Source organism: Ruegeria sp. CH11 (assembly GCF_056537105.1).
In genome coordinates this window covers 16,637-40,900 of the sequence record NZ_JBQFQX010000025.1, presented here as the reverse complement: position 1 = coordinate 40,900, position 24,264 = coordinate 16,637, and the positions used below count along the sequence as shown (strand labels likewise).

Here is a 24,264-nt window from a genome sequence, read left to right as displayed (position 1 = left end):
GGTCCCATCATCACCGCACCTCCACTCTCAAAAACGAGTGAATCAGCGACAGGCAAACCAATCAACGGAATTTTTCAACACTATCTCCGCAAAGTCGCCATCACGGATGGCTGGCACAACAAACGCAGCTAAGGTCCGCTTGGTGGTCATCTAAACGAAAAACGCCTGCCATGATGGCAGGCGTTAGCTTGAGAAAAGCTGAGCTTTGAAGCCCATAGAAAGCGCCCAAGGTGCGCTTAGCGGCGGATGCCCAGCTTTTTGATCAGGTCCTGGTAGCGCGCTTCTTCTTTGCCCTTCAGGTAGTCCAGGAGTTTGCGGCGCTGGGCGACCATTTTCAGCAGACCGCGACGACCGTGGTTGTCTTTTTTGTGGGTCTTGAAGTGCTCGGTCAGGGTGGTGATGCGCGAGGTCAGGATGGCAACCTGGACTTCAGGCGAACCAGTGTCGCCGTCCTTGGTTGCGAATTCTTTCATGACGCGTGCTTTTTCAGCGGCAGTAATCGACATCGGGGTCTCCTATAAAGGTTAGAGTTGATGGCGCAGGCCGGGATGTCGTCCAGCACAGGCCCATGGAGAAAACCGCACCGATTCCAATGCGGATGGGCGCGTATAGGCGCTTTTCTACGGAATGGCAAAGGGATTCTTCCCCTCAGCCGGTGGCGGCGAATTGCGCCAGTTGCGCCTCGGTCACCAGTTGGATGTCGGCTGGGCTCAGACCTTCGGCACCCAGCAGGCGCGCGATTTCCTGACCGTCTATCATGACCCGCGTCACCGAGTCCGTCGCGTGCCCGGTTTCGATCTTGATGTCGGGCGCATCGGGTTGATCCCACGTGACCAGCAGTTTGTCCTGACCGACCTGAAAATCCATGATCGTCACCGGGTCCGGATCGTCTTCGGCTGCTGTATCCAGCGCAATATTGTCTTCCCCTTCGCCACCAGTAACAGTGTCCCCCGAACCAGCGAGGATAAAGTCGTCCCCAGCGCCGCCGTTCAGGAAATCCGCAGCGAAGTCGCCGGAATCGTCGGCACCGGTCAGAACATCGTCGCCATCGCCGCCAAAGAGCGTGTCCTCACCCGCCCCTCCTGACAGACGGTCATCGCCGCCGCCGCCCTGCAAGGCGTCATCGCCGTCATCGCCCTGCAAGGAATCGTCGCCCTGACCACCATAAAGCCGGTCGTCGCCTTCGCCACCATGCAGATCGTCATCGCCGAGATGCCCGAAAAGGACATCATCCCCGGCATCCCCTGCCAGCATATCGCCACCGTCTTCACCGTGTAAAATGTCGTGACCTTCGCCGCCGGACATCACGTCGGCACCGCCGCCGCCATACAGGATGTCGTTGCCCGACCCGCTGTCAATCAGATCGTCCCCATCGAACGGGTTGATCAGGTCCTCTCCGCCCATCCCGGCTGGTTCGTTCAGACCTTCGATTACCAGATCGCCGCCGGGCTTCGCGTCGACCTCACCCTCAGACGGCTCTTCGTCCTTCGGGTCGTCAAAGTCGGCCTCGGCGGGTTCGTCGACGTTTTCGCCGTCCTCCAGCAGGTTTCCTGTGGGGATGTCCTCGACCTCGGCCTCTTCAATGCGGTCCTCGTCATCCTCGTCCGGCTCTTCGACGGTGAAAACATCGCTGATCGCGTAGGCCGCACCTCCGACCGCTGCAAGGCTGAATAGGCCAATCAGAAACATGGGAACCCTCCGCAAGCATACCGCTCCGAGTGTGAAACGTCCCATAATGTCAATCGGTTGGTCAAAGCCAACCTGAGTCCGTGGTTAACCTTTTGTCACCAAGGCTCGGGTTGTTGAGTGTAGGCGATGTAAAGCGGGTGCTTTGGGTGACCGTCCTTGGTCAGTCCCAGATGGTGCAGCGGCTGCCCGGTGCCGCGTAGCAGTTGCTCAACTACCGGTCCTCGTTCCAGATGGGCGCCATGAGTGCCCCAGGCCGCGATCACCTGATCAGCCCAAGCGACGCCGTCCAGAATGGCTGCATCGTTGCCGGGTCCGACGGGATCTGCCGCGGCGCGCATCTTGCGCGGATCGGTGTCGCGCCAGGCGAAAATATTAGTGACCTGAAACGCCCCGAACCCCAGCGCACGCGCCCGGCGTTCGCAACGTTCCACTGTCGGGTCATTCTGCACTTCGGTTGCAGTTGAGGGATTCAGCATCACAAACAGAGCCTTGCGTCCGCCCGCGTCCCAGATGCGGGTCAGGCTATAGCGGTATTTCTCGCAATCGGAGTAGACGGCGGTCGAGGGCGCATCGCCCTTGGTATGGGTGCGGGTGATCATGCATTTCGCCTAACACGTGGCTCAGGTGACGAACACCCTGCTGGGATGCAATTCGCCGGATTTATAGATACCCACGGCCACGGCTTTGCCATCCAGCGAGGCCCATGCTTCGTCGCCGTATTCCACGTCTGCGGCCAGAACCATGCCGGGGTTGCCATTGCGCAGTCGGTTTGCACCTTCGGGGGTGCATTTCAACTCGGGCAGATCGGCGAGGCCGGTTTCAAGCGGGTGCAGGTGTTCGTCCAACGCGGTGGTTTTGGCCATCTCGTCGATCTGTTCGATGGACAGGCCATCTTCGGCCTCGAACGGGCCGGACCAGATGCGCCGCAATTCCTTTACGTGGCCGTGGCATCCCAAGGCCGCACCCAGATCGCGCGCGATGGACCGGACATAACCACCTTTGCCACAAGTCATTTCCAGCACCACGTGGTCGTCGTCCGGGCGATCGACCAGGATCAGTTCTTCGACCCACAAAGGTCGGGCGGACAGCTCCACATCCTCGCCATCGCGGGCCAGCTTATAGGCGCGCTGGCCGTCGATCTTCACTGCCGAGAACTTGGGCGGCACCTGCATGATCTCGCCCAGAAACGGGCTGAGCGCCTGTTTGATATCCTCTTCCGACGGGCGCGCATTGCTTTCGGCAATTACTTCGCCTTCGGCATCATCGGTATTGGTGGCCTGTCCCAAACGCACGGTGAAAGTGTAAGCCTTCAGCGCATCGGTGATGTAGGGAACGGTTTTGGTCGCCTCACCCAAGGCCACGGCCAGAACGCCGGTTGCCTCGGGGTCCAGCGTGCCCGCATGGCCCGCCTTTTTTGCGTCCATCGCCCAACGCACCTTGTTGACGACAGCGGTCGAGGTCATGCCCGCGGGCTTGTCCACCACCAGCCAACCGGAAATGTCGCGACCCTTGCGTTTGCGTCCCATCTTGCACCTTGCCCTTTGCTGAGGCGCGCGGGTTAGCGGATCACCCCGCCCCTGTCAATTTGCGGGCAGGTCTTCGACCACGCCAACAATCGGCCCCAACGAGAACCCGACATCGGATCGGTTGTTCGCCCGGTCATACATACGAGAGATATTGCCGTCCAGGAACAGTGCATTCGGGGTTTCCAGCGCGTCGCGGAACAGGCTGCCGAATTCGTGGAAGGTAACATAGTCCTCGGAAATGGCGAACACCGCGCGGGTTCCATCGGCGCTGGTGCCAACACCGTTGCGTACATAAAGCGAGGTCGAATCGGGCAGGAAACGCGGGTGCAACTCGCCATCGATCACCAGCATGGGGCCGGATTGGGTGGCGAAGCGACACACGGGTGCCTGATCGATGTAGTCCAGCGTTTCATACACATCGGCGCGGCCCTCGCGGATGCAGAACACGCCGTTGGGCAGCAGGCCAAAATTGCCGGGGCCGGCGTTGGGGATGACACGCATCTGTTCCGTGCCGTCCTCGACGTAATGGCCGACAGGCGAGCGGTCGTCGTGATACATGCCCGCGTTCATCGCAAAGGCCAGCCGCTTGCCACCCGGCGCAAGCGCCTCATTCACCGACGAGAAATGCCCCAGTAGATCGCCATCTTCGTCGTTGAGGAACAGGCGCAGGTCTTCGGATGCGGCGTCCACCTCGCAGATGGTGAACCGCTTGTCCTCATGGGTTAGCTTTTCGCACGCGACTGCTCCGGCTTGCGCCGCCCAGAGCACCGCGCCCAACGTGGTCAGGGTACGGATCACTCGTCCAGATCGCGGCGCACCGCGTCCTGTTCGAACATGCGGCGGGTATCGTCCAGTCGGTCGAACGTGTCATCCAGTCGGAACCGCAGATCGGGCGAGAATTTCAGGCCGACCTTCTTGCCGACCATGCGCCGCAACTCACCCTTATTGCGGGCGAGCAACTCGATCACGTCCTCCTGCCCTTTGCCGCCCAGAGGCAGCACATAGGCGGTGGCGATCTTCAGATCGGGTGAGGTGCGCACTTCACCTACGGTGATCGACATGCGGTTCAGGTCGGGGTCGTGTACATCTCCGCGCGCCAGTACCTCGGACAGGCTGCGGCGGATCAGTTCGCCGACGCGCAGCTGTCGTTGGGATGGGCCGGGGCCATCGTGGAATTTGTTCTTTGCCATAAACCCCGATCTAAGCGCAAAGCGGGGCTTTGCCAAGCGGGCGCGAACCGGGTAGGAGGCTTTGAGCCGACTACAGCAGGGGAAGAAAGCAATGACCCATATTCCGGGGATCGTCATCACAGGGGCTTCGGGCCGCATGGGGCAGATGCTGATCAAGACCGTGACCGACAGCGATCAGGCGCGTTTGGTTGGTGTGGTTGAACGTAAGGGTCACGACTGGATCGGGCAGGACGTGGGTGAAGCGACGGGCGGTCAGTCACTGGGTGTGACCGTGACCGATGATCCGCTGGAAGCCTTCGCACAGGCGCAGGCGGTGATCGATTTCACCGCACCCGAGGCGACGCTGGAGTTCGCCGCACTGGCTGCTCAAGCGCGCTGTGTGCATGTGATCGGCACCACCGGCATGAGTGACGACCAGATCGCTGCGCTGGAACCGGCCGCGCGCCATGCGGTGATCGTACGGGCGGGCAACATGAGCCTTGGCGTTAACCTGTTGGTTCAACTGACCAAAAAGGTCGCCGCCGCGCTGGATGAAGATTTCGACATCGAAGTGATCGAGGGTCACCACCACCACAAGATCGATGCCCCCTCGGGAACGGCGCTGATGCTGGGTGAAGCAGCCGCCGAAGGGCGCGGAGTCAATCTGGCAGACGTGTCCGACCGCGCCCGCGACGGCATCACCGGCGCGCGCAAACGGGGAGACATTGGATTCCACGCCATTCGCGGTGGCGACATCGTCGGTGAACACGACGTCCTGTTCGCCGCGCCCGGCGAGCGCATCGTCCTGCGCCATCTGGCCACTGACCGCGCCATCTTTGCCCGTGGCGCGCTGAAAGCGGCGTTGTGGGGTCAGGGCAAGGCCCCCGGGCAGTATGACATGGTCGACGTGCTGGGGCTTTAGTCACTTAGCGGAACGCGGCCAATCCGGGTGGTTCAGATCCTTCCTGTTGTGCCGTGGCAAAGAGTATCCCAAGCCGCTGATCCCATGTCGGGAATTGGCCAGTAAGCGCATAGGTCAGGCGTTCAGCCCCGATGGAGATCCCCAACGGTGCTGCCTCGCCGCCGATCACGATCTCTCCGATCTCGGTCCAGTTAGGGGACGGAGGATAGGCCTTGGGCGCAGGTTCATCCGTGTCCCCAATGCGAAAATAGACGCCCATGGTCACGATGTAGTCGTCGCCGAACGGATCGGGAAAGAAAAAGCCCGAGGCATCGCGGGCGGCCAGCGCCTCGGCCTCATCGCGCAACATAACCTTTTCGACGAAGGGCAGACCCATCTCATCCAGAACCGGTCGCATACCTTCGGATTGTGGCACGCTGACAAAGGCGATGCGGGACGGGTCGAGGCCGAACCCTTCGGTCAGCAGGCGCATCATCAGACGGGTCGTGGTCTGACCGTCAGTCACCGCAGGATGGCATCCGACTTCATGGAACAAGGGCAACACATCTGCGCGTGATTTCTCGCCGACATCAGCAACCCTTGCCAACGGCTGGATCACAAAGGCGTTCGAGGGCAGGGCTGATTGGTCGAAATCGTGCCGCAACCCGCCATTATAGTCTTCGTTACCGGACACAATTGATAGTGGCTGGGCTTCGGCAAACCCAAGCTCGGCAAACGTGGTTCTGAGGCGGGCAAGTGCCTCGGCTAGGGCTTGTTCGAACGACTCGTTCTGGCCTGTCGCAGCAATTGTCAATCGCGGCAGCATCGATCCGACCGTCGCTGCCGTCCCCAATTGCACGACTCTACGCCTGTTCAATCCCATCTGAGGCCTCCCGTACCCATTGGACTCGGTCCGAGATTAACACAGATGCCTCAGATAAGGGTTAAGGCTTTCTGAAGACACGCCGCTCGGAACGGCGGCGCGCGTGTTTACAGATCCTTGATCTTGTCCGCCCGCAGCGGACAGGCGAGATAGACACCGAATTCCTGGCCTATGTCGGCACTGACGCGGGCATGAACCTTTCCCTGACGGTCAAGAAAACGCTGGTAGTCTTCAACCGGAAAGATCCCCTCGTGCCAGATGCCGGGATGGATATAGAGACCGCGCGAGCCGTCACACCAGAACGCAACGACCTTGTCCGGTGTCAGATTGTCTCCGGGCAGGGCAACAGGGACGATGAAGGGCCTGTTGTCCAGCGGCCAGAACATCTGTCCGCCATCTGGGTGATAGTTCATGTGCCACAGCAGCACCTGATCGCGGGGCGCGGTTTGGCGGTCGGTCTGTGCCAGCTGCGGATCTACGGACCAGCCCAGAACATAGTGACCTTTGACCGCCTCGTTCTCACCGTAAAGCACATCGCCTTGCCAGTCGCATTTAAACGTACCCTCAACCCAGCCGCCTTCGTCACCGGTGCCCTCATCAATCGGTCGCCAACCCTGTTGCGGCCAGCGCACGATCTCAATCTCAAAACTGTCGGGGTCATCGACCAGACAGCCATAGCCTTTGACCGACTCGTCGGTCGCACGGATCAGAGGAACCTCATGCCAGGGCAGTGACGGTTTCGAACGGGCCTCGAAGATATATTCAGGCGCGGTCATGACGCCCCCAGATGTCTGTCAACCATACGCTGCACCATCGGGGCGAAATGGATAAAGTCGGGCGTTTCCATATCGGCGCGCTTGCCGGCCTCGTCCAGATAACGCACCTGGATGATCTCTTTCAGGTTCGGATTGGCTTCAAACTCGGCCACTTCCTCGGCACTCATCGGACCGCCCTGCAACTCCAGCGTATGCACCGAGGCAGCGGACAGGCGGTTGAAATACTCCGGCTTGGTGGCGCAGAGATAGCGCTTGGCCGCAACGTGATAGCGGCAGCAATCGGTGATGACCGAGGGGAAGAACTGTTCCAGCACCTCTGCGCCCGCATCCTCGTGATGGCGGTCTTCCGTGTCGTCGGGGTGATAGGTGCCGAACTCAGAGGTAAAGTGACCGATATCATGCAGCAGCGCGCCGACGATGATCTCTTCAGGCTGGCCGTTCTGCTCGGCGATGGTGGCACCTTGCAGCATATGTTCGGCCATGGTGACAGGTTCGCCCAGATATTCCTCTCCGCCGCGACGGTCGAATATGTCGCCAATGAAGGCCACGATGTTATCCCGGTTCAGGGTCGAAAAATCGGGTTTCATTCGGCGGCCTCCGGCTGTGCCATTTCCATCGCCGCCAGTGTCGACAGCAAACCATCCTTGTCGGCGTAACAGCCTTGCAACCAACGTGAACCCGCGCCCGAATATCCCAGGCGCGCATGCAGAACGCGGGTGTTGTCGACGATAAAGCTCTCGCCCGGTTCCAGCTTGAACGATACGCCCATTGCCGGGTCATCGATGATCTCGGCCAGTTGGCGGTAGGCCGCGTAGTAGGCCTGCATCTTGTCGAACGGGATATCGACTAGCGGCGCAGTCGAGCGGTTGTTGAAGCGGATGCCAATCAGCTCACCATCCGGCGACAGTTCGATCATCGGGCGGCGTGCGCGCAGGCAGACCCCATCGGATCCCTTGTATTCGAACCGCGCTGGGTAGCCTGCAAGCAGGGCAAAGCCTTCGGGGTTCTGATCGCGCAGCTTTTCGGCGGCGCGAAAGCCGTCAACCACGATCGAATCGCCGCCTTCGGCACTGTTTTCCAGGCAGTAGAGGATTTGCAGCGTCGGCACAGGGTCGCGATAGGGATTGTCGGTATGGGCCTGCAACCCAAGACCGGTAAAGGCGAGGTTGGTCGGGTTCACCTCGGTCCGGACTTCGAAATAGGGGCCATAGTTGGTTTCGCGGACATAGCCGAACAGATCAGCCACCTTCAGCAGCGATTCCGGTTCGGTGGGGCCACCCGTCAGTTTGGCAAAGCCATATTCGGCCACAGCGGCCAGCCAATCGAGTTTGGCGGCGGGGTTGGCGTGGACCGCACCCCAATCGCCGCAGGGCGCATCAATGCCGCGTTCCCAGGTGGTGATTCCGGGGCCGACGCGGCCCTGCTTGCCGCCCTGTTCACGGTCGTAGGCGTGGTCGTTCAGCCAATCGGCGGGGAAGGTGACGGTCTTGTCTTCCGGCTGGAAGGTCACGCTCAAACCGCTGGCCACAACCTGCGCCGCGCTGATTGAAGTGTCGGCAGGAATGTCGCCGATGGTAATCAATCGCTGACCATTGCCCGGAGCGCGCGTCTCGGGGTCCAACGCGTTGTCTCGCAGCCAGATGGCGTGAAATCGACAGGTTGATCCGTCTGCAAACTCGACCGTGACAACCGAAGGATCAAAGGTGGCTTTGCGCAGCATGGGGATCTCCTGTTCAGCGCGGGCTCTGCTTGAGGACATACGCGCCGCGTGGCATTATCACAATTAATCCTTCTTTCTGCTTAGGGCTGGAAAAACTAATGGCTAAGAAAAAGATCGGATTGCCGCCGTTGGACTGGCTGCGCGTGTTCGAAGCCGCCGGCCGGCTCGGCGGTTTTTCGGCAGCAGCACGCGAGTTTGGGCTTACCCAGGCGGCGGTCAGTCAAAGAATTGGCAATCTCGAAGCATGGCTGGGCCGAACATTGTTCGTGCGAGAGGCGCGGGGCGTGTCGCTGACGGTCGAGGGGGAAAGCTATTTGCCGCTGGTGCAGGACAGTCTTAAGGCGCTGGAGCGCAACACCGAGGACCTGTTCGGCAAGTCCCCGCGTGAATTGCGCGTTGCCGGGCTGTCGTCGAACATCCACGCGCTGGTCCTGCCGGGTTTGGCGCGGTTCCAGCAGATGCGGCCCAAGGTGCGCGTGATGACAGATTCGGTGGCGCGGCGTTCGTCACTGGATGAAGAGCGCACCTGGCTGCAAATCCGCTATGGGCGTGGTGTCTGGCCAGGACGGGATGCCGCGTTGATTGCACGGGAAGTGTTGGTTCCGATGGCCGCGCCCGGAGTGGTCTGGGGCGAACCGCTGATCGATCTACGCGGCGAGCGGCCGGGATGGAGCGAATGGGCCGGGAAATCAGCTAAGGCGGACTTGCCGCCGTCTCGGGTCAGTTTCGATTCGATGGAACACGCTATTTCTGCAGCCCGGCAGGGATTGGGCGTGGCACTGGGGTCGATGCCTCTGGCTGCGGGTGAATTGTCAGCGGGACGGTTGCGCAGGCTGGACCTGCCGGAATTGCAGACCAAGGATGGCTATTGGCTGACCTGGCCCGAAGATCGCGCCCAGTCAAAAAAGCAGCGTACGCTGATCGATGATTTTCTGGCGGCGTTACAGGGCTGACTGTCAGAAATCGATTGCGATGCCCTTTTTCTCCCAATCGCCATAGCGTGCGGGATCGGGGCCGTCGCGCCCACCCAGCTCTTTTGGGCGGGCTTTTGCCTCAGCCTCGGCCTTGCGGCGACGTTCGTCAGCTTCGGCAAGTGCACGTTGGGCAGCAGGCGGCAGGTCTTTGCGGTCGTCGCTCATGACATCGGGTTCCTTTCCGGGCACAGGCTTGATATACGCCCGCGTCCGCCTTTGGCAATGCGGACCAAAGTCACAGGAAAGGCGAAGCTCATGTCCGACAGCGCAATAGCGGCCCGTCGCAGCGCGATTTATCTGCTGGATCAGATTCTGGGCGAGGGGCGGTTGCTGTCCGAATGCCTGTCCGCTGGTGCGCTGGACCGGCTTGACCGCGAGGATCGCGCGCGCGCGCAGCGCCTGACGCTGGAAACCCTGCGCGGGCTGGAGCGTGCGGATCGCCTGCTGGACAATCATCTGAACCGCACACCTGCGCTGACTGTTCACAATGCGCTGCGTGTTGGCGCAGTCGAACTATGTCAGGGCGAAGCCGCGCATGGTGTGGTCAATTCGATGGTGGATATCGTCGGGCGTTCGCGCAAACATGGTCGGCTCAAGGGGCTGGTGAACGCTGTACTGCGCAAGGTCGCGGCCGAAGGGCCGGACGCCTGGCCCAAGATGCGGGTGCCGCGCCTGCCCGAATGGCTGCGTGATCCGTTGGTGATGGCCTGGGGGGCCGAGCCTGTGTCCGGTATGGAACGCGCGCATTTTGCGGGCGCGCCGCTGGATGTGACAGTCAAATCGGGTGGCCAATCCCCCGAGGGGCAGACCTTGCCGACCGGGTCCATCAGGTTGACGGATGCGGGGCAGGTTTCGGCCTTGCCGGGCTTTGACGCCGGCGACTGGTGGGTTCAGGACGCCGCTGCTGCTTTGCCCGTGCGGGTGCTTGCACCGAAGTCGGGCGAGAAGGTGCTGGACCTATGCGCGGCCCCCGGTGGCAAGACCCTGCAACTGGCCGCCGCCGGGGCCGAGACCACGGCGCTCGACATCTCGGAAAACCGACTGGAGCGGGTGCGCGTGAACCTTGCCCGTACTGGCTTGACGGCAAACGTGGTCGCTGGCGACGCTTTGGAACATCAGGGCCAATACGACGCCATACTGCTGGACGCGCCCTGTTCGGCCACGGGCACCATCCGTCGCCACCCGGATTTGCCCTTTGCCAAGGACGGATCCGAGTTCGGCGGATTGATCGACTTGCAGGCGCGCATGCTGGCCCATGCCTGGACCCTGCTGAAACCTGGCGGGCGTCTGGTCTATTGCACCTGTTCTCTGTTGCCGGATGAGGGCGAAGTTCAGATAGAAGACGCGCTGGAGCAGCATCCTGACATGCGCGTGGATCGCGCGGCTTTGGAAATCGACGGCGTCGATCCTGCGTGGATCAGCGAAGAGGGCGGTTTGCGCCTGCGCCCGGACTATTGGCCCGACACGGGCGGTATGGACGGCTTCTATATCGCCCGTCTCAACAAATCGTCCTGAGCGCACGCTTTTCGATGACTTGACCTTCGGACCCGTCTATCGTTGGTTCAAGCGCCAGCAGAGCGTCAGGGGCAGAGTAACAAGCGGCATGTCACAGTCAGACACCATGGCACACCGGTGGGCCCGGTTTCAGAACCGGCTTTATGCGCGGCTCAGCCAGCGGCGTCGGGCGGTGTCCGGGTTTGTCGGTCAACCCGAACCGCGCACGGTAGGCGCGTTTGCGCGCGGACGGCAACTGGTTGCAGGCAACCTTCTGTTTGCCGGCTATCTGGTCGAGGCTGAAGACACTGATCTGTGGGATGTCGCCGCCCCCAGTGCCGAGTTTGATGACGAGCGCCACGGCTTTGCCTGGCTGGACGATCTGGCCGCTGTTGGCGACATGCGTGCGCGGGAAAAGGCGCAGCGTTGGGTCTGGGGCTGGATCGAGGCGCATGGCTCTGGTCGCGGCCCGGGCTGGGCTCCGGATTTGACCGGTCGGCGCGTCATGCGCTGGATCAACCACGCCCTGTTTCTGCTGCGCGGTGTCGATGAGGCGCAGAGCAAGCTGTTCTTCCGGTCGCTGTCGCAACAAACGTGGTTCCTGTCAAAACGCTGGTCTGCCGCCACACCGGGCCTGCCCCGGTTCGAAGCTCTGGCTGGGCTGGTGCAGGCAGGTCTGGCGCTTGAGGGGCTCGAACAGATGGCCGACCCGGCGCTACGCGCCATAGCCCGCGAATGCGACAAACAGGTGAGTGCCGAGGGCGGCATTCCAACCCGCAACCCTGAAGAACTGCTCGAGGTCTTCACGCTCTTGTCCTGGACCTCTGCCGCGCTCAGCGAGGTTGGTCGGGGTACCCCAGCCGCTCAGACCGAGGCGATCAAGCGCATGGCCCCGACCCTGCGTAATCTGCGTCATGCGGATGGAGCGCTTGCGCGATTTCACGGTGGCGGGCGTGGCGTCGACGGGCGGCTGGACCAGGCGCTGGCCCAAAGCGGGGTGAAACCGCAGCCGGTTTCGGGCCTTTCGATGGGGTTCGCCCGCCTGACCGCCGCGCGCAGCACCGTGATCGTCGATGCCAGCACCCCACCGTCGGGCGCGGCCTCTTATAACGCACACGCCTCGACCGCGGCGTTCGAACTGACATCCGGGCGGCGCCCTTTGGTCGTCAACTGCGGATCTGGCGACAGTTTCGGCGCGGATTGGCGCCGCGCCGGACGGGCCACTCCGTCACATTCGACCCTGAGTGTTGAAGGCTATTCCAGCGCCCGGCTGTCCGAGCCTTCACGCGGGGCCACGCGGCAAGCCCTGATCGACGGCCCCCAGAGTGTTCCCACCGACAGCGAGGAAGCCTTTGAGGGGCGGCGGTTCATGGTGGGGCATGACGGATATACCAAGGTTTTTGGCCTGACCCATGCGCGTACGCTTGAGCTGCGCTTTGACGGGCGCGAACTGATAGGAGAGGATATTCTGCTGACATCGACCGATAAGGCGAAGCGGCAGTTTGACAAGGCGATGGACGCCTCGGGACTGAAGGGTATCGGTTTCGATATCCGATTTCACCTGCATCCTGACGTCGATGCAGCACTGGATCTGGGGGGCGCGGCGGTGTCGATGGCGCTCAAAAGTGGCGAGATCTGGGTTTTCCGCCATGACAACATCGGAAAGTTGTCAGTCGAACCAAGCGTTTACCTGGAAAAAGGCCGTCTGAAGCCACGCGCGACAAAACAGATCGTTCTATCTGGCCGCGCAATAGAGTATGCGACGCGCATCCGGTGGACGCTCAGCAAGGCTCAGGATACAGCCTATGCCGTGCGCGATCTGCACCGGGACGAGCCAGAATTCGACTGACGCCAAAAGGACCTTTGGACCCATGACCGATCTTCACCCCGTGCGCCGCGCGTTGCTTTCCGTTTCCGACAAGACCGGATTGACCGAGCTGGGAAAGGCGCTGGCCGAGCGCGGGGTCGAGTTGTTGTCGACCGGCGGCACCGCGAAGGCGCTGCGCGACGCGGGGCTTGAGGTCAAGGACGTCAGCGAGATCACCGGCTTCCCCGAGATGATGGATGGCCGGGTCAAGACCCTGCACCCGATGGTGCATGGCGGGTTGCTGGCCCTGCGCGACAACGAAAGCCACGTGGCTGCGATGAACGAACATGGCATTGGCGCGATCGATCTGCTGGTGGTGAACCTTTACCCGTTTGAGGCGACCGTTGCCAAAGGCGCTGACTACGACACTTGCATCGAGAACATCGATATCGGCGGCCCCGCGATGATCCGCGCAGCGTCCAAGAACCATGCCTTTGTCAACGTTGTGGTGGACGTTCAGGACTACGACGCGCTGCTGTCCGAGCTTGAAGCGAATGAGGGCCAGACCTCTTACGCGTTCCGTCAGCGTTTGGCTCAGACAGCCTATGCGCGTACGGCGGCCTATGACGCAGCTGTGTCGAACTGGATGGCTGATGCGCTGGCAACCGAAGCCCCGCGGCGCCGCGCCTTTGCCGGAGAGTTGAAACAAACCCTGCGCTATGGTGAGAACAGCCATCAGCAGGCGGCGTTCTACGTCGATGGATCGGGCCGCCCCGGCGTGGCGACCGCAGTTCAGCATCAGGGCAAGGAACTGAGCTACAACAACATCAACGACACCGACGCAGCATTTGAGCTGGCGGCGGAGTTCGACCCGAAAGATGGCGCCGCCTGCGCCATCATCAAACACGCCAATCCCTGCGGCGTGGCAAAGGGGGCGACTCTGCTAGAGGCCTACAAGGCTGCGTTCGACTGTGACAGGACCTCGGCCTTTGGGGGCATCGTGGCGTTGAATCAGCCTCTGGATGCAGAAACCGCGCAGGAGATCACCGGTATCTTTACCGAGGTTGTCATCGCTCCGGGTGCGTCGGATGAGGCCAAGGCGATCTTTGCTGCCAAGAAAAACCTGCGTCTGCTGACGACCGAGGGCCTGCCGGATGTGACTGCGGGTGGTAAAACCGTCCGGCAAGTGGCGGGTGGTTTGCTGGTGCAGGACAAGGACAATGGCTTTGTCGGCATGGATGATTTGAAAGTCGTGACCAAGAAGGCCCCGACCGAAGACCAGATGCGCGACCTGCTGTTTGCCTGGAAAGTCGCCAAACATGTCAAGTCCAACGCCATTGTCTACGTCAAGGACGGCGCAACCGTTGGTGTCGGCGCTGGCCAGATGAGCCGCGTGGATTCAGCCCTGATCGCGGCCAAAAAGGCCGAGCGCATGGCAGATGTGCTGGGCCTGCTGCAGCCGCTGACGATCGGTTCGGCTGTGGCATCCGATGCGTTCTTCCCATTCCCGGACGGATTGATGGAGGCGGCGCAAGCCGGGGCCACCTGTGTCATCCAGCCGGGCGGTTCGATGCGGGATGACGAGGTGATCGCGGCGGCGGATGAGGCCGGTTTGGCGATGGTCTTCACCGGCATGCGGCATTTCCGGCACTGATGCGGTCTCCTCTGTTACTCTGGGCCGGGCTGGCCGCGTTTCTGATCGACCAGATCAGCAAATATCTGGTCGTTCACGTGATGCGGGTGGCCGAGGGCAATATCGACGTTCTGCCGCCACTCTTGGTGTTCAAATACGGCGAGAATCGCGGCATCAACTTCGGCCTGTTCCAGGGCAACACCGAGGCCACGCGTTGGGTGCTGATCGGTATATCTCTGGCCATCTGCGTCGGCGTTCTGATCTGGCTTGGCCGGAATACGCCGACCAGGTTCATGCAGATCTGCGGTGGGCTGCTGATCGGCGGTGCGCTGGGAAACGTCGTCGATCGGGTACTTTACGGCTATGTTCTGGATTTCCTGAACATGTCCTGCTGCGGCATCAACAATCCGTTTGTGTTCAACCTGGCAGATGTGTTCATATTTGCTGGGGCCATCGGGCTGGTGCTGTTTGACGGTAAAAAGCCCTCGTGACCTGCTCGTTTATATGCGATAAAAGCGCCTGAAACTGGCCGGAGATACCCATGCGCATGCCGCACGCCATCCTTGTCCTGACGCTTGCAGCCGTTGCGGTTGCGGGCTGTTCCAAGCGTAGCCTGCGGGATTTGCAGCCACCGGGACAGGGTCCGGATGAGTTTTCGGTGTTGCCGGTCAAACCGCTGACGCAGCCCAAGGACTATGCCTTTTTGCCTGCGCCAACACCGGGCGGAGGCAATCTGACCGATCCGACGCCAAAGGCGGACGCGGTTGTGGCCTTGGGTGGCAGCGAGACGGCACTGAATCCGAACACGGCAATCCCGTCCACGGATGCAGCGCTGGTCACGGCCTCAAGCCGATATGGCGTTCCGGCCAATACGCGGCAGGTGGTGGAACAGGACGATGCCGATTTCCGCAAGCGGCGCGGTCGCTGGACAAGCCTGCGACTGTTCCCGGTTGACCGTTACGCGCAGGTCTACGAGCGTCAGTCGATCGACCCATATGCTGCAACCGACGCGGCCCGGCAGCGGGGCTTGGAAACGCCGTCGTCTCCGCCAAGTGAATAATTCTTAACTTTCCGTCATCGCCCTTGAACACGGGCCGTTCCACCGTAGTTTGAGACCTGAAACGAAACGGAGGACGCCCCATGGTTCGGGCTCTTGCATTGTCGGCTGCCCTGTTTGCGACCCCGCTGATGGCCAGCGAAGGCCACGAAGCCGTCACAACCTTCACTCTGGACAACGGCATGGACGTCGTGGTGATCGAAGATCACCGCGCGCCGGTCGTGCAGCATATGGTCTGGTATCGCGCAGGCTCGGCGGACGAACCCATCGGATCATCCGGCGTGGCGCATTTTCTGGAGCATCTGTTGTTCAAGGGCACGGATACGCTGGCCCCGGGCGAATTCTCGGCCACGGTCGCGGCCAATGGCGGCAATGACAACGCCTTCACCTCGTATGACTACACGGCCTATTTCCAGCGCGTTGCTGCGGACCGGCTTGAATTGATGATGCGGATGGAAGCGGATCGGATGCGCAACATCCGGTTGAGCGAGACTGACATTGCGACCGAGCGTGACGTGATCCTCGAAGAACGTAACCAGCGCACCGAAAACAATCCCCGCGCGCTGTTTGGCGAGCAGATGAGTGCGGCGCAATATCTCAATCACCGCTACGGCGTACCGATCATTGGCTGGAAGCACGAAATGGAAGAGCTGGATATGGACGACGCGCTGTCCTTCTACCAGACCCACTATGCGCCCAATAATGCCATTCTGGTGGTCACCGGCGATGTCGAGCCGGATGCCGTCAAGGCGCTGGCCGAGCAATATTATGGCGTCATCCCTGCAAACCCCGGCCTGCCCGAACGGGTGCGTTCGCAAGAGCCTTCGCAAACGGCGGAACGCCGCCTGACCTACAAGGACCCGCGCGTGTCGCAGCCTTATGTGCAACGCAGCTATCTGGCCCCGGAACGCGACGCGGGCGCGCAGGAAAAGGCGGCCGCGCTGTATCTGCTGGCCGAGTTGCTGGGCGGCAGCACAACCTCGTATTTGAACGAAAAGTTGCAATTCGAACAGCAGATGGTGGTTTATACAGGGGCGTTCTATCGCGGCGTGTCGCTGGATGACACAACCTTTGATCTGATCGTGGTGCCCGCCGAAGGTGTGTCGCTGCAAGAGGCCGAGGACGCGATGGATCAGGTGGTTGCCGAGTTCATCGCCGAAGGTGTGAACGCAGAAGATCTGGACCGGATCAAGATGCAGTTGCGTGCCGCGCAGACTTATGCGCGCGACAATGTGGACGGGATCGGCAACCGCTATGGCCGCGCCCTGACCAGCGGCCTGACGGTTGAAGATGTGCAAGCCTGGCCCGATATTCTGCAGGCCGTCACCGGCGAGGAAATCATCGCCGCCGCTCGCGAAGTGTTGCGGCCCGAGGCATCGGTCACCGGCTGGCTGATGCGTGACGACGAGGTGACACAATGAAACGGATTTTCGCGACTCTAATCGCCTTTGTCATCGCCCTGCCAGCCTGGGCTGAAATCGAGATTGAAGAGGTCACCTCACCCGGTGGCATCACCGCTTGGTTGGTCGAGGACCACTCGATCCCGTTCACCGCGCTGGAGCTGCGCTTTCGCGGCGGCACATCGCTTGATGACCCGGATAAACGCGGGGCTGTCTACCTGATGAGCGGACTAATCGAAGAAGGCGCAGGTGACTTGGACGCCCGCACCTATGCGCGTGAACTCGAATCTCTGGCGGCCTCGTTCCGCTACAATGCATCGGATGACTCGGTGTCGGTTTCGGCGCAGTTCCTGACCGAAAATCGGGATCAGGTGATCGACCTGCTGCGGACGACCCTGCATAAGCCCCGGTTCGATCAGGACGCAGTCGACCGCGTCAGGGCGCAGGTTCTATCTGGCCTGCGGTCCGATCAGACCGATCCCAACGACATCGCCGGGCGCAGTTTTGCGCAGATGGCGTATGGCGATCACCCCTATGGGAGCGAAGGCAAGGGCACGATTGAAAGTGTCAGCGCGCTGACCCGGGATGACGTGGTTGCCGCTTACGACAGTGTTTTCGCCAAGGATCGGCTCTACGTCGGCGCTGTGGGTGATATCACGGCCGAAGAGCTTGGCGTATTGCTGGACACGCTTCTGGCCGATCTGCCGGAAACCGGCAAGCCCATCCCGGGGCGTGCAGATGTGACCATCCCCGGCGGCGTCAGCGTGGTCGAATTCGATACCCCGCAATCGGTCGCCTTGTTTGGCCATGCAGGTATTGATCGCGACGACGAAGATTTCTTTCCGGCCTTTCTGCTGAACCACATTCTGGGCGGAGGCGGGTTCGAAAGCCGCCTGATGCAGGAAGTGCGCGAAAAACGCGGCCTGACCTACGGTGTGGCGACCTATCTGGTCCCCAAGGATCTGGCCTCGGTTTATCTCGGTTCGGTCTCGTCCGCTAATGATCGCATTGCCGAAGCGGTCGAGGTGATCCGTGCCGAATGGGCTCGCGCTGCCCAAGACGGCGTGACCCAGAAAGAACTGGATGACGCAAAGACCTATCTGACCGGTGCGTACCCGCTGCGCTTTGACGGCAACGGCCAGATTGCAGGAATCATGGTGGGGATGCAGATGCAGGGTCTGCCGATCGACTACATCGCCACCCGCAACGACAAGGTGAACGCGGTGACGCTGGAAGATGTGAACCGGGTAGCGGGTGAGTTGCTCAACCCTGAGGGGCTTCATTTCACAATCGTCGGCAAACCGGAAGGGCTGGACGGCTGACGTCGTCCGTCTACGCCTACCAAACAGCTTGTTCGTTCTTTTTTGAGTGATTTTTCTTGGATTTAACACCAATGAGTGATGCAGTCCGCTGGCGGACGCAATAAGTACGCGACCCCTTTCTCACCGTTTGAAAGGCGCAGCACCAGACACAGGATCGGCGATTCTCCGCCTTAAGTAACCGTTAACTCGTCTTGGCCATACTTTGGCCAGAAATGTCGAGAAATATGTGTTAGTCGGAAGAGAAGGCAGGATTCAGCAGATCAACTTCTCTTGTGACAAGGCTTGGGACGGATAGTGGCGCCATGATAGTTGCGATAATGGGATTGGGAACACTTGCAGGGCTGTTAACCTTTTCTGCAGCGTTGATCCTCGGTCAATCCCTGCTCAGCGCGTTTACACTTTATGTGGCAGCCGGCATGCTGACGTCGCTTTTGGTTGCGGCAGGCCTCTATTTCAGAAATTCCTAGGTTACGTGAGCCGGAAATAAGCCCAGCGACTGACAAGTTCAGCCTCCAGGCCAATCCCTGCGCCCTCACCTAAGATTTGTCCTTTTTAGCTGCGCGCAACATCTGTCCCATCATCTGACTGAACTTGCCCGAGCCTCGCTGATACAGCGCCCCATCCACGGACAGCACCGTGCCACTGATATAGCTGGCCAGATCAGAACTGAGAAACAGACAGGCATTTGCGACATCCTGCGGTTGCCCCCAGCGCCCCAGCGGGACATCGGACCGGATCTCTTCATGTGCATTTTCCGTGGGGGCCAGACGTCTGGCCCCTTCGGTGCCTTCGATGAACCCCGGCACGACCGAGTTCACACGAATGCCCTCGATCCCCCATTCCATCGAAAGTGCACGGGTGATCTGATCGACTCCGGCCTTTGCGGCGCAAACATGGGCCTGACCTTCATAAGGCAGGAATGCCTGCGGTGCCGAGATGTTGATGATGCTACCGCCCGGGCGCTTGAGATAGGGATAGGCGCCTTTCAGCACGTGAACCGTACCCATCAGGTCGATGTCCACCACCGTCTTGAACGCGTTCACGGACATCTCGGACATCAGCGCCGGGAAGTTTCCCGCCGCGCCCGAGACCAGCACGTCAAATTCGCCGTATACGTCGTGGAACTGTTTCAAACCCGCTGCGACCGCCTCGGGGTCGCGCACATCAAAGGCCGCACCAATGGCGTCCTTTGCACCCGCCTCTTTCAGCGCCGCAACGGTGTCATCGACCTTTTCCTGTGATCGGCTGGCGACCGCCAGCTTGGCACTCGAGGCCGCAAAAGCCTCGGCAATGCCGCGATTGATACCGCTGGTGCCGCCAATGACGATGACGGTTTTTCCAGAAAAATCCATGTAGGCCTCCCTGATGCGGGAGCCCTACTCGCCGTAGGGCACCCAGATATTTTTCACTTCGGTCGCAGCCTGAAGGAAGCGGCGGGAATGGTCCATGCTCCAGTCAAATGCCGTCGCGTTATTCACCCAGGTCCGTTTCAGGTTCCCGGCTGACACAGCCTCGATCTCTTTCGACAGGTCAGTGGACGAGAACGACCAGACCGCATCGACATTCAGGTGCGAGGCCAGTGGTTTCGCCAGTTCCGCGTGGCTGCCGGTCAGGATGTTGACCACACCAGCGGGCACGTCCGAGGTTTCGAGTATCTGGTAGAAATCGGTTGCCGCCAGCGGATAGGGCTCTGACGCCACCAGAACCGCCCGGTTGCCCATCGCAATTGCCGGAGCCATGGCCGAGACCAGACCCAGCAAAGGGGCCTCATCCGCACACAGCGCGCCGATGACTCCAACCGGCTCCTTCATGGCAATCGCCACGCCCCGGATCGGAACGCCGTGCACCTGACCGTCATATTTATCGGCCCAGGCGGCGGCAGTGAAAAGGCGCTGGATCGCAGCCTCGACCTCTTTCGCGCCGTCCTTTTTGCCGGTCATCGCGTCGATACGTTCAGCGAACTCTCCGGCACGAGCCGAGAGGTTTTCGCCAATGTAGTAAAGAATCTGCGCCCGAAGATGACCGGTGGTTTTGGACCAGCCTTTGGCCCCAGCTGCGGCTTCAACTGCGTTGCGGACGTCCTTGCGGTTGGCAACGCCCACTTGCCCCAGCAGGCCGGACTTGCCCCAGACGGGTTGGGAATAGCCGCCATCAGGCCGTGCCTGTTTGCCGCCGACATACATCTTGGCGGTGCGATCGATAGGATCGACCGGGGCACCTTCGCCCATCACCGCCTCAACCTTCGCCAGCGATTTGGCCTTGCCCTTGGGCTTGGTATAGGCCGACAGACCTTCCCAGCCGCCTTCACGACCAAAGCCGCTTTCGCGCACGCCGCCAAACCCTGCGGCAGCATCGAACAGATTGGTGGCATTGACCCAAACCACGCCCGCAACCAGCTTGGGTGCGATGTCCAGCGCGAGGTTCACGTTCTCAGTCCAGACCGTCGCGGCCAGACCGTAGCGGGTGTTGTTGGCCAGCTCGACCGCCTCTTCCGGTGTGCGGAAAGTGGACGAAACAAGTACCGGTCCAAAGATCTCTTCCTGCATCAATGGGTCCGACGTCTCGAGCCCCGAGATCAGCGTCGGCGGGTAATAGCAGCCATTGGCGGGCAGATCACAGGCGGCCTGATGTACGCGGCCAACCGTGTTGCTTTCGACCATCCCCTTGATGGTTTGCAGCTGGACCGGGTCAACAACCGCGCCCACGTCGATGCATTTATCCAGCGGATCGCCGACGCGCAGCTTATCCATGCGGGCGCGCAACTTGTCGTGGAAGCGATCAGCGATGCCCTCTTGCACCAGCAGGCGCGAGCCTGCACAGCAGACCTGCCCCTGATTGAACCAGATCGCGTCGACCAGACCTTCGATGGCACTGTCGATATCGGCGTCGTCGAACACGACGTAGGCCGACTTTCCGCCCAGCTCCAAGGTCAGTTCCTTGCCTGAACCAGCGGTTACTTCGCGGATACGGCGACCAACCACGGTCGAGCCGGTAAAGGCAACCTTGTCCACGTCCGCGTTCACGATCATCTCGCCCACGGCACCGTCTCCGGTGACGATGTTAACGACGCCCTTCGGCAATCCAGCCTGCGAGCAGATGTCGGCGAACAGCAACGCGGTCAGTGAGGTGTACTCGGCTGGCTTCAGAACCACTGTATTGCCCATCGCAATCGCAGGCGCGATCTTCCACGCCAACATCAGCAGGGGGAAATTCCACGGAATGATCTGCCCGCAAACGCCCAGCGCCTCGGCATCGGGTAGCTCACTTTCCATCAGCTGCGCCATGCCCGCGTGATAATAGAAATGCCGCTGCACCAGCGGGATATCGATGTCGCGAGACTCGCGGATCGGTTTGCCGTTGTCCATGCTTTCCAGCACCGCAAACAGGCGCGCGTGCTTCTGCAACAGCCGCGCGATGGCATAAAGGTACCGCGCACGACCCGCGCCGCCCAGCTTCGCCCATTTGGGTTGCGCCTTGCGCGCGGCCGCAACGGCGGCATCCACATCGGCCTGCTTCGCCTGTGTCAGTTTGGCCAGAACCTCTCCGGTCGCGGGATTGCGGCTTTCGAAGCCTTTGCCGGGCTTGGTGAACGTACCATCGATATAGTGACCGAACTTATCGCCCTGATCGACCAGCCAGGCCAAAGCCTCGGCGGCGCTTTCGGGGGCGGGGCCATAGTCCATGGTTTCGAAAATCTCTTTGACTGTCATGACTTCATCTTTTCCCAAATACTCACTGTCCAGACGTTTCCACAGGCTCAGCCCATCGAATGCCTGTAACCAGCCGAGTAAGCCCCGGTCACATAGTGTTCCAACTGCCGCTCGATATCGCCCAGCAGCGATGACGCGCCAAAGCGGTACAGGTCAGGTTGCAACCAGCGGTCGCCCAGCTCGTCCTTGATCAGCGACAGATAGACCAGCGCATCCTTGGCTTTCGAGATACCGCCCGCAGGCTTATAGCCCACCCGATACCCGGTGCGGTCATAGTAATCGCGGATTGCGCGGATCATCACCAGCGAAACGGGCAGGGTGGCGTTGACGCTTTCCTTGCCAGTCGAGGTCTTGATGAAATCCGCACCGGCCATCATGCACACCAATGAGGCGCGCGCGACATTTCGCAGGCTGCCCAGTTCCCCGGTCGCAAGAATGGCTTTCACATGCGCATCGCCACAGGCCACGCGGAAGGCCTTCATCTCATCGTACAAGGCCTGCCAGTCGCCTGACAGCACATGGCGGCGCGAGATGACGATGTCGATTTCCTCGGCTCCGGCCTTCACGCTTTCCTCGATCTCGGCAACGCGCAGATGAAACGGCGACAGACCAGCCGGAAAGCCGGTGGACACGGCGGCAACCGGGATGCCGGTACCTTCCAACGCCTCAACTGCGGTTTCGATCATGTCGTGATAGACGCAGACCGCGCCCGTGGTGATCGCAGGCATGTCTAGCGCTTGCAAGACCGAAGGGGCCACGGGCTGGCGTGCCTTGGCGCACAGGCGACGTACACGTCCGACCGTGTCGTCGCCCGACAACGTGGTCAGGTCGATCATGGTGATCGCCTTCAGCAGCCACGCGGCCTGGTACTCTTTCTTGACCGAGCGCCGACCGGGCAGGGTCGCGGCGCGGCGCTCGATGGCCGAGGTATTGACCTGCACCGCGCGCACCCAGTCCAGATCCAGATCCATTCCGGGGTTTCTGGGCTCGGTCACTTGCGGCAGATGCGCGGTGCGCACGGGGCTTTCTGAGCTCTGCGGTTTCATCATCACGTCCTTTAGGGAGGTTTGCGCCAAAATCGCATGGGTTGCGGACAAATGGAAGGCTTGGCGGTGGCTGAAAGTGCAAAAATTTGACCATTTGGACAAATATTTGTTCTTTTCTGCGAATAATTCTCAATAGCATTGACTTAGTTGCGAATGGTTCGCATATTCATTTGCAACAGGACCCTTAATCCGAGGCCGTAGATGATTCGCCGAAGCTTTCTTGCTGCTCTTGCTTTTGCTGCCGCCCTGCCGATTGCGGGCTGGGCCGAGGCGCCGCTGAAGGTCGTCGCCACCACCGGGATGATCGCCGATGCCGTTCGACAGGTCGGCGGTGATCAGGTCGAGGTTACGGGCCTCATGGGCCCCGGTGTCGACCCGCATGCTTATCGCCAGACCCGCACCGACATCGTGGCGATGACCCGCGCCGACTTGGTGCTGTGGCACGGCCTGTATCTTGAGGCGCAGATGGAGGATTTCTTCCACGATCTGGGCCGCAAGCGGACCGTTGTGGCCGTGGCCGAGGGGATCGATCCGTCCAAGCTGCGTGCTCATGACGATTATGCCGACAAATACGACCCGCATGTCTGGATGGCACCCACGTTGTGGCGCGATGTCGTGCACGAGGTTCAGGCAGCTCTGACTGATGTCCGACCGGATGCCGCCAGCATCTTTGCCACCAACGCGCAGGCCCATCTGGCCGATCTGGATCGCCTGACGGCCTATGCGCAAAGCGCGATGGCCAGCATTCCAGACCACAACAAAGTGTTGCTTACCGCCCATGACGCCTTCGGCTATTTCGGCGAAAGCTTCGGGTTCGAAGTCCTGGGCATTCAGGGTATCTCGACCCAGTCCGAGGCCGGTCTGAACCGAATTGGCGAGCTGGTTGACCTGCTGGTCGATCGTCAGATCTCGGCTGTTTTTGTCGAAAGCTCGGTCTCCGACCGCTCGATGCGAGCGCTGATCGAGGGTGCTGCGGCCAAGGGTCACGCGGTTAGGGTCGGGGGCGAGCTGTTCTCGGATGCGATGGGCGAACCGGGCACGTATGAGGGCACATACGTCGGCATGCTCGATCACAACATCACCGTTATCGCCGGTGCGCTGGGCGGAGATGTGCCCGGACGCGGCATGGACGGCAAGCTTTCGGCGGGGTTTTAGAC

At 61.0% G+C, this 24,264-nt stretch carries 24 protein-coding genes; 10 read left to right on the top strand and 14 right to left on the bottom strand.

Annotated elements, in window-relative coordinates:
* Nucleotides 1-236: 236 nt before the first annotated feature.
* The 6 genes from rpsO to rbfA form a co-directional block, all read right to left on the bottom strand.
* Nucleotides 237-506 (bottom strand): 30S ribosomal protein S15, encoded by a 270-nt coding sequence (rpsO, locus tag ACR0LX_RS21845; protein ID WP_008757925.1) that lies wholly within the window; start codon nt 504-506, stop codon nt 237-239.
* A 142-nt stretch (nt 507-648) separates the two neighbouring features.
* Complete coding sequence (locus ACR0LX_RS21840) at nt 649-1,689, bottom strand: calcium-binding protein (protein WP_480785458.1); 1,041 nt, start codon at nt 1,687-1,689, stop codon at nt 649-651.
* Between the two features lie 95 nt (nt 1,690-1,784).
* Nucleotides 1,785-2,288, bottom strand: coding sequence for a DUF1643 domain-containing protein (locus tag ACR0LX_RS21835; protein ID WP_480785457.1), 504 nt, complete (start codon nt 2,286-2,288; stop codon nt 1,785-1,787).
* A 21-nt stretch (nt 2,289-2,309) separates the two neighbouring features.
* Nucleotides 2,310-3,215 carry a tRNA pseudouridine(55) synthase TruB gene (gene truB / locus ACR0LX_RS21830; protein ID WP_480785456.1) on the bottom strand — a complete coding sequence of 302 codons (906 nt, stop codon included), beginning with the start codon at nt 3,213-3,215 and terminating at the stop codon, nt 2,310-2,312.
* 54 nt (nt 3,216-3,269) lie between these two features.
* Entirely contained in the window at nt 3,270-4,013 is a 744-nt protein-coding gene (locus ACR0LX_RS21825; protein WP_480785455.1) for a phosphodiester glycosidase family protein, read from the bottom strand.
* Nucleotides 4,010-4,405, bottom strand: coding sequence for a 30S ribosome-binding factor RbfA (gene rbfA / locus ACR0LX_RS21820; RefSeq protein WP_480577946.1), 396 nt, complete (start codon nt 4,403-4,405; stop codon nt 4,010-4,012). Before rbfA ends, ACR0LX_RS21825 begins: the two co-directional genes overlap by 4 nt.
* A 91-nt stretch (nt 4,406-4,496) precedes the next feature.
* On the opposite strand from rbfA, the gene dapB reads away from it, so the two are divergent.
* Nucleotides 4,497-5,306 carry a 4-hydroxy-tetrahydrodipicolinate reductase gene (dapB, locus tag ACR0LX_RS21815; protein ID WP_480785454.1) on the top strand — a complete coding sequence of 270 codons (810 nt, stop codon included), beginning with the start codon at nt 4,497-4,499 and terminating at the stop codon, nt 5,304-5,306.
* 4 nt (nt 5,307-5,310) lie between these two features.
* Here the strand turns inward: dapB and ACR0LX_RS21810 are convergent, their stop codons facing one another.
* The 4 genes from ACR0LX_RS21810 to tmpA all read right to left on the bottom strand — a co-directional run bounded on the left by ACR0LX_RS21810 (nt 5,311) and on the right by tmpA (nt 8,664).
* Complete coding sequence (locus ACR0LX_RS21810) at nt 5,311-6,168, bottom strand: hypothetical protein (RefSeq protein ID WP_480785453.1); 858 nt, start codon at nt 6,166-6,168, stop codon at nt 5,311-5,313.
* Nucleotides 6,169-6,275: 107 nt separating this feature from the next.
* Complete coding sequence (locus ACR0LX_RS21805; RefSeq protein ID WP_480785452.1) at nt 6,276-6,944, bottom strand: ureidoglycolate lyase; 669 nt, start codon at nt 6,942-6,944, stop codon at nt 6,276-6,278.
* Nucleotides 6,941-7,531 carry a (R)-1-hydroxy-2-trimethylaminoethylphosphonate oxygenase gene (gene tmpB / locus ACR0LX_RS21800; protein WP_480785451.1) on the bottom strand — a complete coding sequence of 197 codons (591 nt, stop codon included), beginning with the start codon at nt 7,529-7,531 and terminating at the stop codon, nt 6,941-6,943. Before tmpB ends, ACR0LX_RS21805 begins: the two co-directional genes overlap by 4 nt.
* Nucleotides 7,528-8,664: a 2-trimethylaminoethylphosphonate dioxygenase gene (tmpA, locus tag ACR0LX_RS21795; protein ID WP_480785450.1), complete on the bottom strand. Its 1,137-nt coding sequence runs from the start codon at nt 8,662-8,664 to the stop codon at nt 7,528-7,530. Before tmpA ends, tmpB begins: the two co-directional genes overlap by 4 nt.
* A gap of 98 nt (nt 8,665-8,762) precedes the next feature.
* Between tmpA and ACR0LX_RS21790 the strand changes: the two genes are divergently transcribed.
* Nucleotides 8,763-9,617: a LysR family transcriptional regulator gene (locus tag ACR0LX_RS21790; protein WP_480785449.1), complete on the top strand. Its 855-nt coding sequence runs from the start codon at nt 8,763-8,765 to the stop codon at nt 9,615-9,617.
* Between the two features lie 3 nt (nt 9,618-9,620).
* Here ACR0LX_RS21790 and ACR0LX_RS21785 read toward each other — a convergent pair whose 3' ends face one another.
* A complete protein-coding gene (locus tag ACR0LX_RS21785; RefSeq protein ID WP_480577925.1) occupies nt 9,621-9,803 on the bottom strand; it encodes a DUF1674 domain-containing protein in 183 nt (60 codons plus the stop codon).
* 90 nt (nt 9,804-9,893) lie between these two features.
* Between ACR0LX_RS21785 and ACR0LX_RS21780 the strand changes: the two genes are divergently transcribed.
* The 7 genes from ACR0LX_RS21780 to ACR0LX_RS21750 all read left to right on the top strand — a co-directional run bounded on the left by ACR0LX_RS21780 (nt 9,894) and on the right by ACR0LX_RS21750 (nt 18,351).
* A complete protein-coding gene (locus ACR0LX_RS21780; protein WP_480785448.1) occupies nt 9,894-11,153 on the top strand; it encodes an RsmB/NOP family class I SAM-dependent RNA methyltransferase in 1,260 nt (419 codons plus the stop codon).
* Nucleotides 11,154-11,241: 88 nt separating this feature from the next.
* Nucleotides 11,242-12,981 (top strand): heparinase II/III family protein, encoded by a 1,740-nt coding sequence (locus ACR0LX_RS21775; protein WP_480785447.1) that lies wholly within the window; start codon nt 11,242-11,244, stop codon nt 12,979-12,981.
* A 22-nt stretch (nt 12,982-13,003) separates the two neighbouring features.
* Nucleotides 13,004-14,593, top strand: coding sequence for a bifunctional phosphoribosylaminoimidazolecarboxamide formyltransferase/IMP cyclohydrolase (gene purH, locus ACR0LX_RS21770; RefSeq protein ID WP_480785446.1), 1,590 nt, complete (start codon nt 13,004-13,006; stop codon nt 14,591-14,593).
* Nucleotides 14,593-15,063 carry a signal peptidase II gene (gene lspA, locus ACR0LX_RS21765; protein WP_480785445.1) on the top strand — a complete coding sequence of 157 codons (471 nt, stop codon included), beginning with the start codon at nt 14,593-14,595 and terminating at the stop codon, nt 15,061-15,063. Before purH ends, lspA begins: the two co-directional genes overlap by 1 nt.
* A 50-nt stretch (nt 15,064-15,113) precedes the next feature.
* Nucleotides 15,114-15,632: a DUF3035 domain-containing protein gene (locus ACR0LX_RS21760; RefSeq protein ID WP_480577912.1), complete on the top strand. Its 519-nt coding sequence runs from the start codon at nt 15,114-15,116 to the stop codon at nt 15,630-15,632.
* Nucleotides 15,633-15,712: 80 nt separating this feature from the next.
* On the top strand, nt 15,713-17,050 hold the full coding sequence (locus ACR0LX_RS21755) for a M16 family metallopeptidase (protein WP_480785444.1): 1,338 nt from the start codon (nt 15,713-15,715) through the stop codon (nt 17,048-17,050).
* A complete protein-coding gene (locus ACR0LX_RS21750; protein ID WP_480785443.1) occupies nt 17,047-18,351 on the top strand; it encodes a M16 family metallopeptidase in 1,305 nt (434 codons plus the stop codon). Before ACR0LX_RS21755 ends, ACR0LX_RS21750 begins: the two co-directional genes overlap by 4 nt.
* A gap of 536 nt (nt 18,352-18,887) precedes the next feature.
* Here ACR0LX_RS21750 and ACR0LX_RS21745 read toward each other — a convergent pair.
* Genes ACR0LX_RS21745 through deoC form a run of 3 tightly spaced genes read right to left on the bottom strand, consistent with a single transcriptional unit; the run spans nt 18,888 to nt 23,107 of the window.
* Nucleotides 18,888-19,703, bottom strand: a complete 816-nt coding sequence (locus ACR0LX_RS21745) for an SDR family oxidoreductase (protein WP_480785442.1) — start codon at nt 19,701-19,703, stop codon at nt 18,888-18,890.
* A gap of 24 nt (nt 19,704-19,727) precedes the next feature.
* Entirely contained in the window at nt 19,728-22,061 is a 2,334-nt protein-coding gene (locus ACR0LX_RS21740; protein ID WP_480785441.1) for an aldehyde dehydrogenase family protein, read from the bottom strand.
* Between the two features lie 47 nt (nt 22,062-22,108).
* Nucleotides 22,109-23,107, bottom strand: a complete 999-nt coding sequence (gene deoC, locus ACR0LX_RS21735) for a deoxyribose-phosphate aldolase (protein WP_480785440.1) — start codon at nt 23,105-23,107, stop codon at nt 22,109-22,111.
* Between the two features lie 201 nt (nt 23,108-23,308).
* Here deoC and ACR0LX_RS21730 point away from each other — a divergent pair, with 201 nt between their 5' ends.
* Nucleotides 23,309-24,262: a metal ABC transporter solute-binding protein, Zn/Mn family gene (locus ACR0LX_RS21730; RefSeq protein WP_480785439.1), complete on the top strand. Its 954-nt coding sequence runs from the start codon at nt 23,309-23,311 to the stop codon at nt 24,260-24,262.
* Nucleotides 24,263-24,264: the final 2 nt, after the last annotated feature.

Bases quoted from the DNA above. Each gene is read 5' to 3' on its own strand.
- rpsO (WP_008757925.1), bottom strand. From the start codon at position 506: ATGTCGATTACTGCCGCTGAAAAAGCACGCGTCATGAAAGAATTCGCA.
- ACR0LX_RS21840 (WP_480785458.1), bottom strand. From the start codon at position 1,689: ATGTTTCTGATTGGCCTATTCAGCCTTGCAGCGGTCGGAGGTGCGGCC.
- ACR0LX_RS21835 (WP_480785457.1), bottom strand. From the start codon at position 2,288: ATGATCACCCGCACCCATACCAAGGGCGATGCGCCCTCGACCGCCGTC.
- truB (WP_480785456.1), bottom strand. From the start codon at position 3,215: ATGGGACGCAAACGCAAGGGTCGCGACATTTCCGGTTGGCTGGTGGTG.
- rbfA (WP_480577946.1), bottom strand. From the start codon at position 4,405: ATGGCAAAGAACAAATTCCACGATGGCCCCGGCCCATCCCAACGACAG.
- dapB (WP_480785454.1), top strand. From the start codon at position 4,497: ATGACCCATATTCCGGGGATCGTCATCACAGGGGCTTCGGGCCGCATG.
- ACR0LX_RS21810 (WP_480785453.1), bottom strand. From the start codon at position 6,168: ATGGGATTGAACAGGCGTAGAGTCGTGCAATTGGGGACGGCAGCGACG.
- ACR0LX_RS21805 (WP_480785452.1), bottom strand. From the start codon at position 6,944: ATGACCGCGCCTGAATATATCTTCGAGGCCCGTTCGAAACCGTCACTG.
- tmpB (WP_480785451.1), bottom strand. From the start codon at position 7,531: ATGAAACCCGATTTTTCGACCCTGAACCGGGATAACATCGTGGCCTTC.
- tmpA (WP_480785450.1), bottom strand. From the start codon at position 8,664: ATGCTGCGCAAAGCCACCTTTGATCCTTCGGTTGTCACGGTCGAGTTT.
- ACR0LX_RS21790 (WP_480785449.1), top strand. From the start codon at position 8,763: ATGGCTAAGAAAAAGATCGGATTGCCGCCGTTGGACTGGCTGCGCGTG.
- ACR0LX_RS21785 (WP_480577925.1), bottom strand. From the start codon at position 9,803: ATGAGCGACGACCGCAAAGACCTGCCGCCTGCTGCCCAACGTGCACTT.
- ACR0LX_RS21780 (WP_480785448.1), top strand. From the start codon at position 9,894: ATGTCCGACAGCGCAATAGCGGCCCGTCGCAGCGCGATTTATCTGCTG.
- ACR0LX_RS21775 (WP_480785447.1), top strand. From the start codon at position 11,242: ATGTCACAGTCAGACACCATGGCACACCGGTGGGCCCGGTTTCAGAAC.
- purH (WP_480785446.1), top strand. From the start codon at position 13,004: ATGACCGATCTTCACCCCGTGCGCCGCGCGTTGCTTTCCGTTTCCGAC.
- lspA (WP_480785445.1), top strand. From the start codon at position 14,593: ATGCGGTCTCCTCTGTTACTCTGGGCCGGGCTGGCCGCGTTTCTGATC.
- ACR0LX_RS21760 (WP_480577912.1), top strand. From the start codon at position 15,114: ATGCGCATGCCGCACGCCATCCTTGTCCTGACGCTTGCAGCCGTTGCG.
- ACR0LX_RS21755 (WP_480785444.1), top strand. From the start codon at position 15,713: ATGGTTCGGGCTCTTGCATTGTCGGCTGCCCTGTTTGCGACCCCGCTG.
- ACR0LX_RS21750 (WP_480785443.1), top strand. From the start codon at position 17,047: ATGAAACGGATTTTCGCGACTCTAATCGCCTTTGTCATCGCCCTGCCA.
- ACR0LX_RS21745 (WP_480785442.1), bottom strand. From the start codon at position 19,703: ATGGATTTTTCTGGAAAAACCGTCATCGTCATTGGCGGCACCAGCGGT.
- ACR0LX_RS21740 (WP_480785441.1), bottom strand. From the start codon at position 22,061: ATGACAGTCAAAGAGATTTTCGAAACCATGGACTATGGCCCCGCCCCC.
- deoC (WP_480785440.1), bottom strand. From the start codon at position 23,107: ATGAAACCGCAGAGCTCAGAAAGCCCCGTGCGCACCGCGCATCTGCCG.
- ACR0LX_RS21730 (WP_480785439.1), top strand. From the start codon at position 23,309: ATGATTCGCCGAAGCTTTCTTGCTGCTCTTGCTTTTGCTGCCGCCCTG.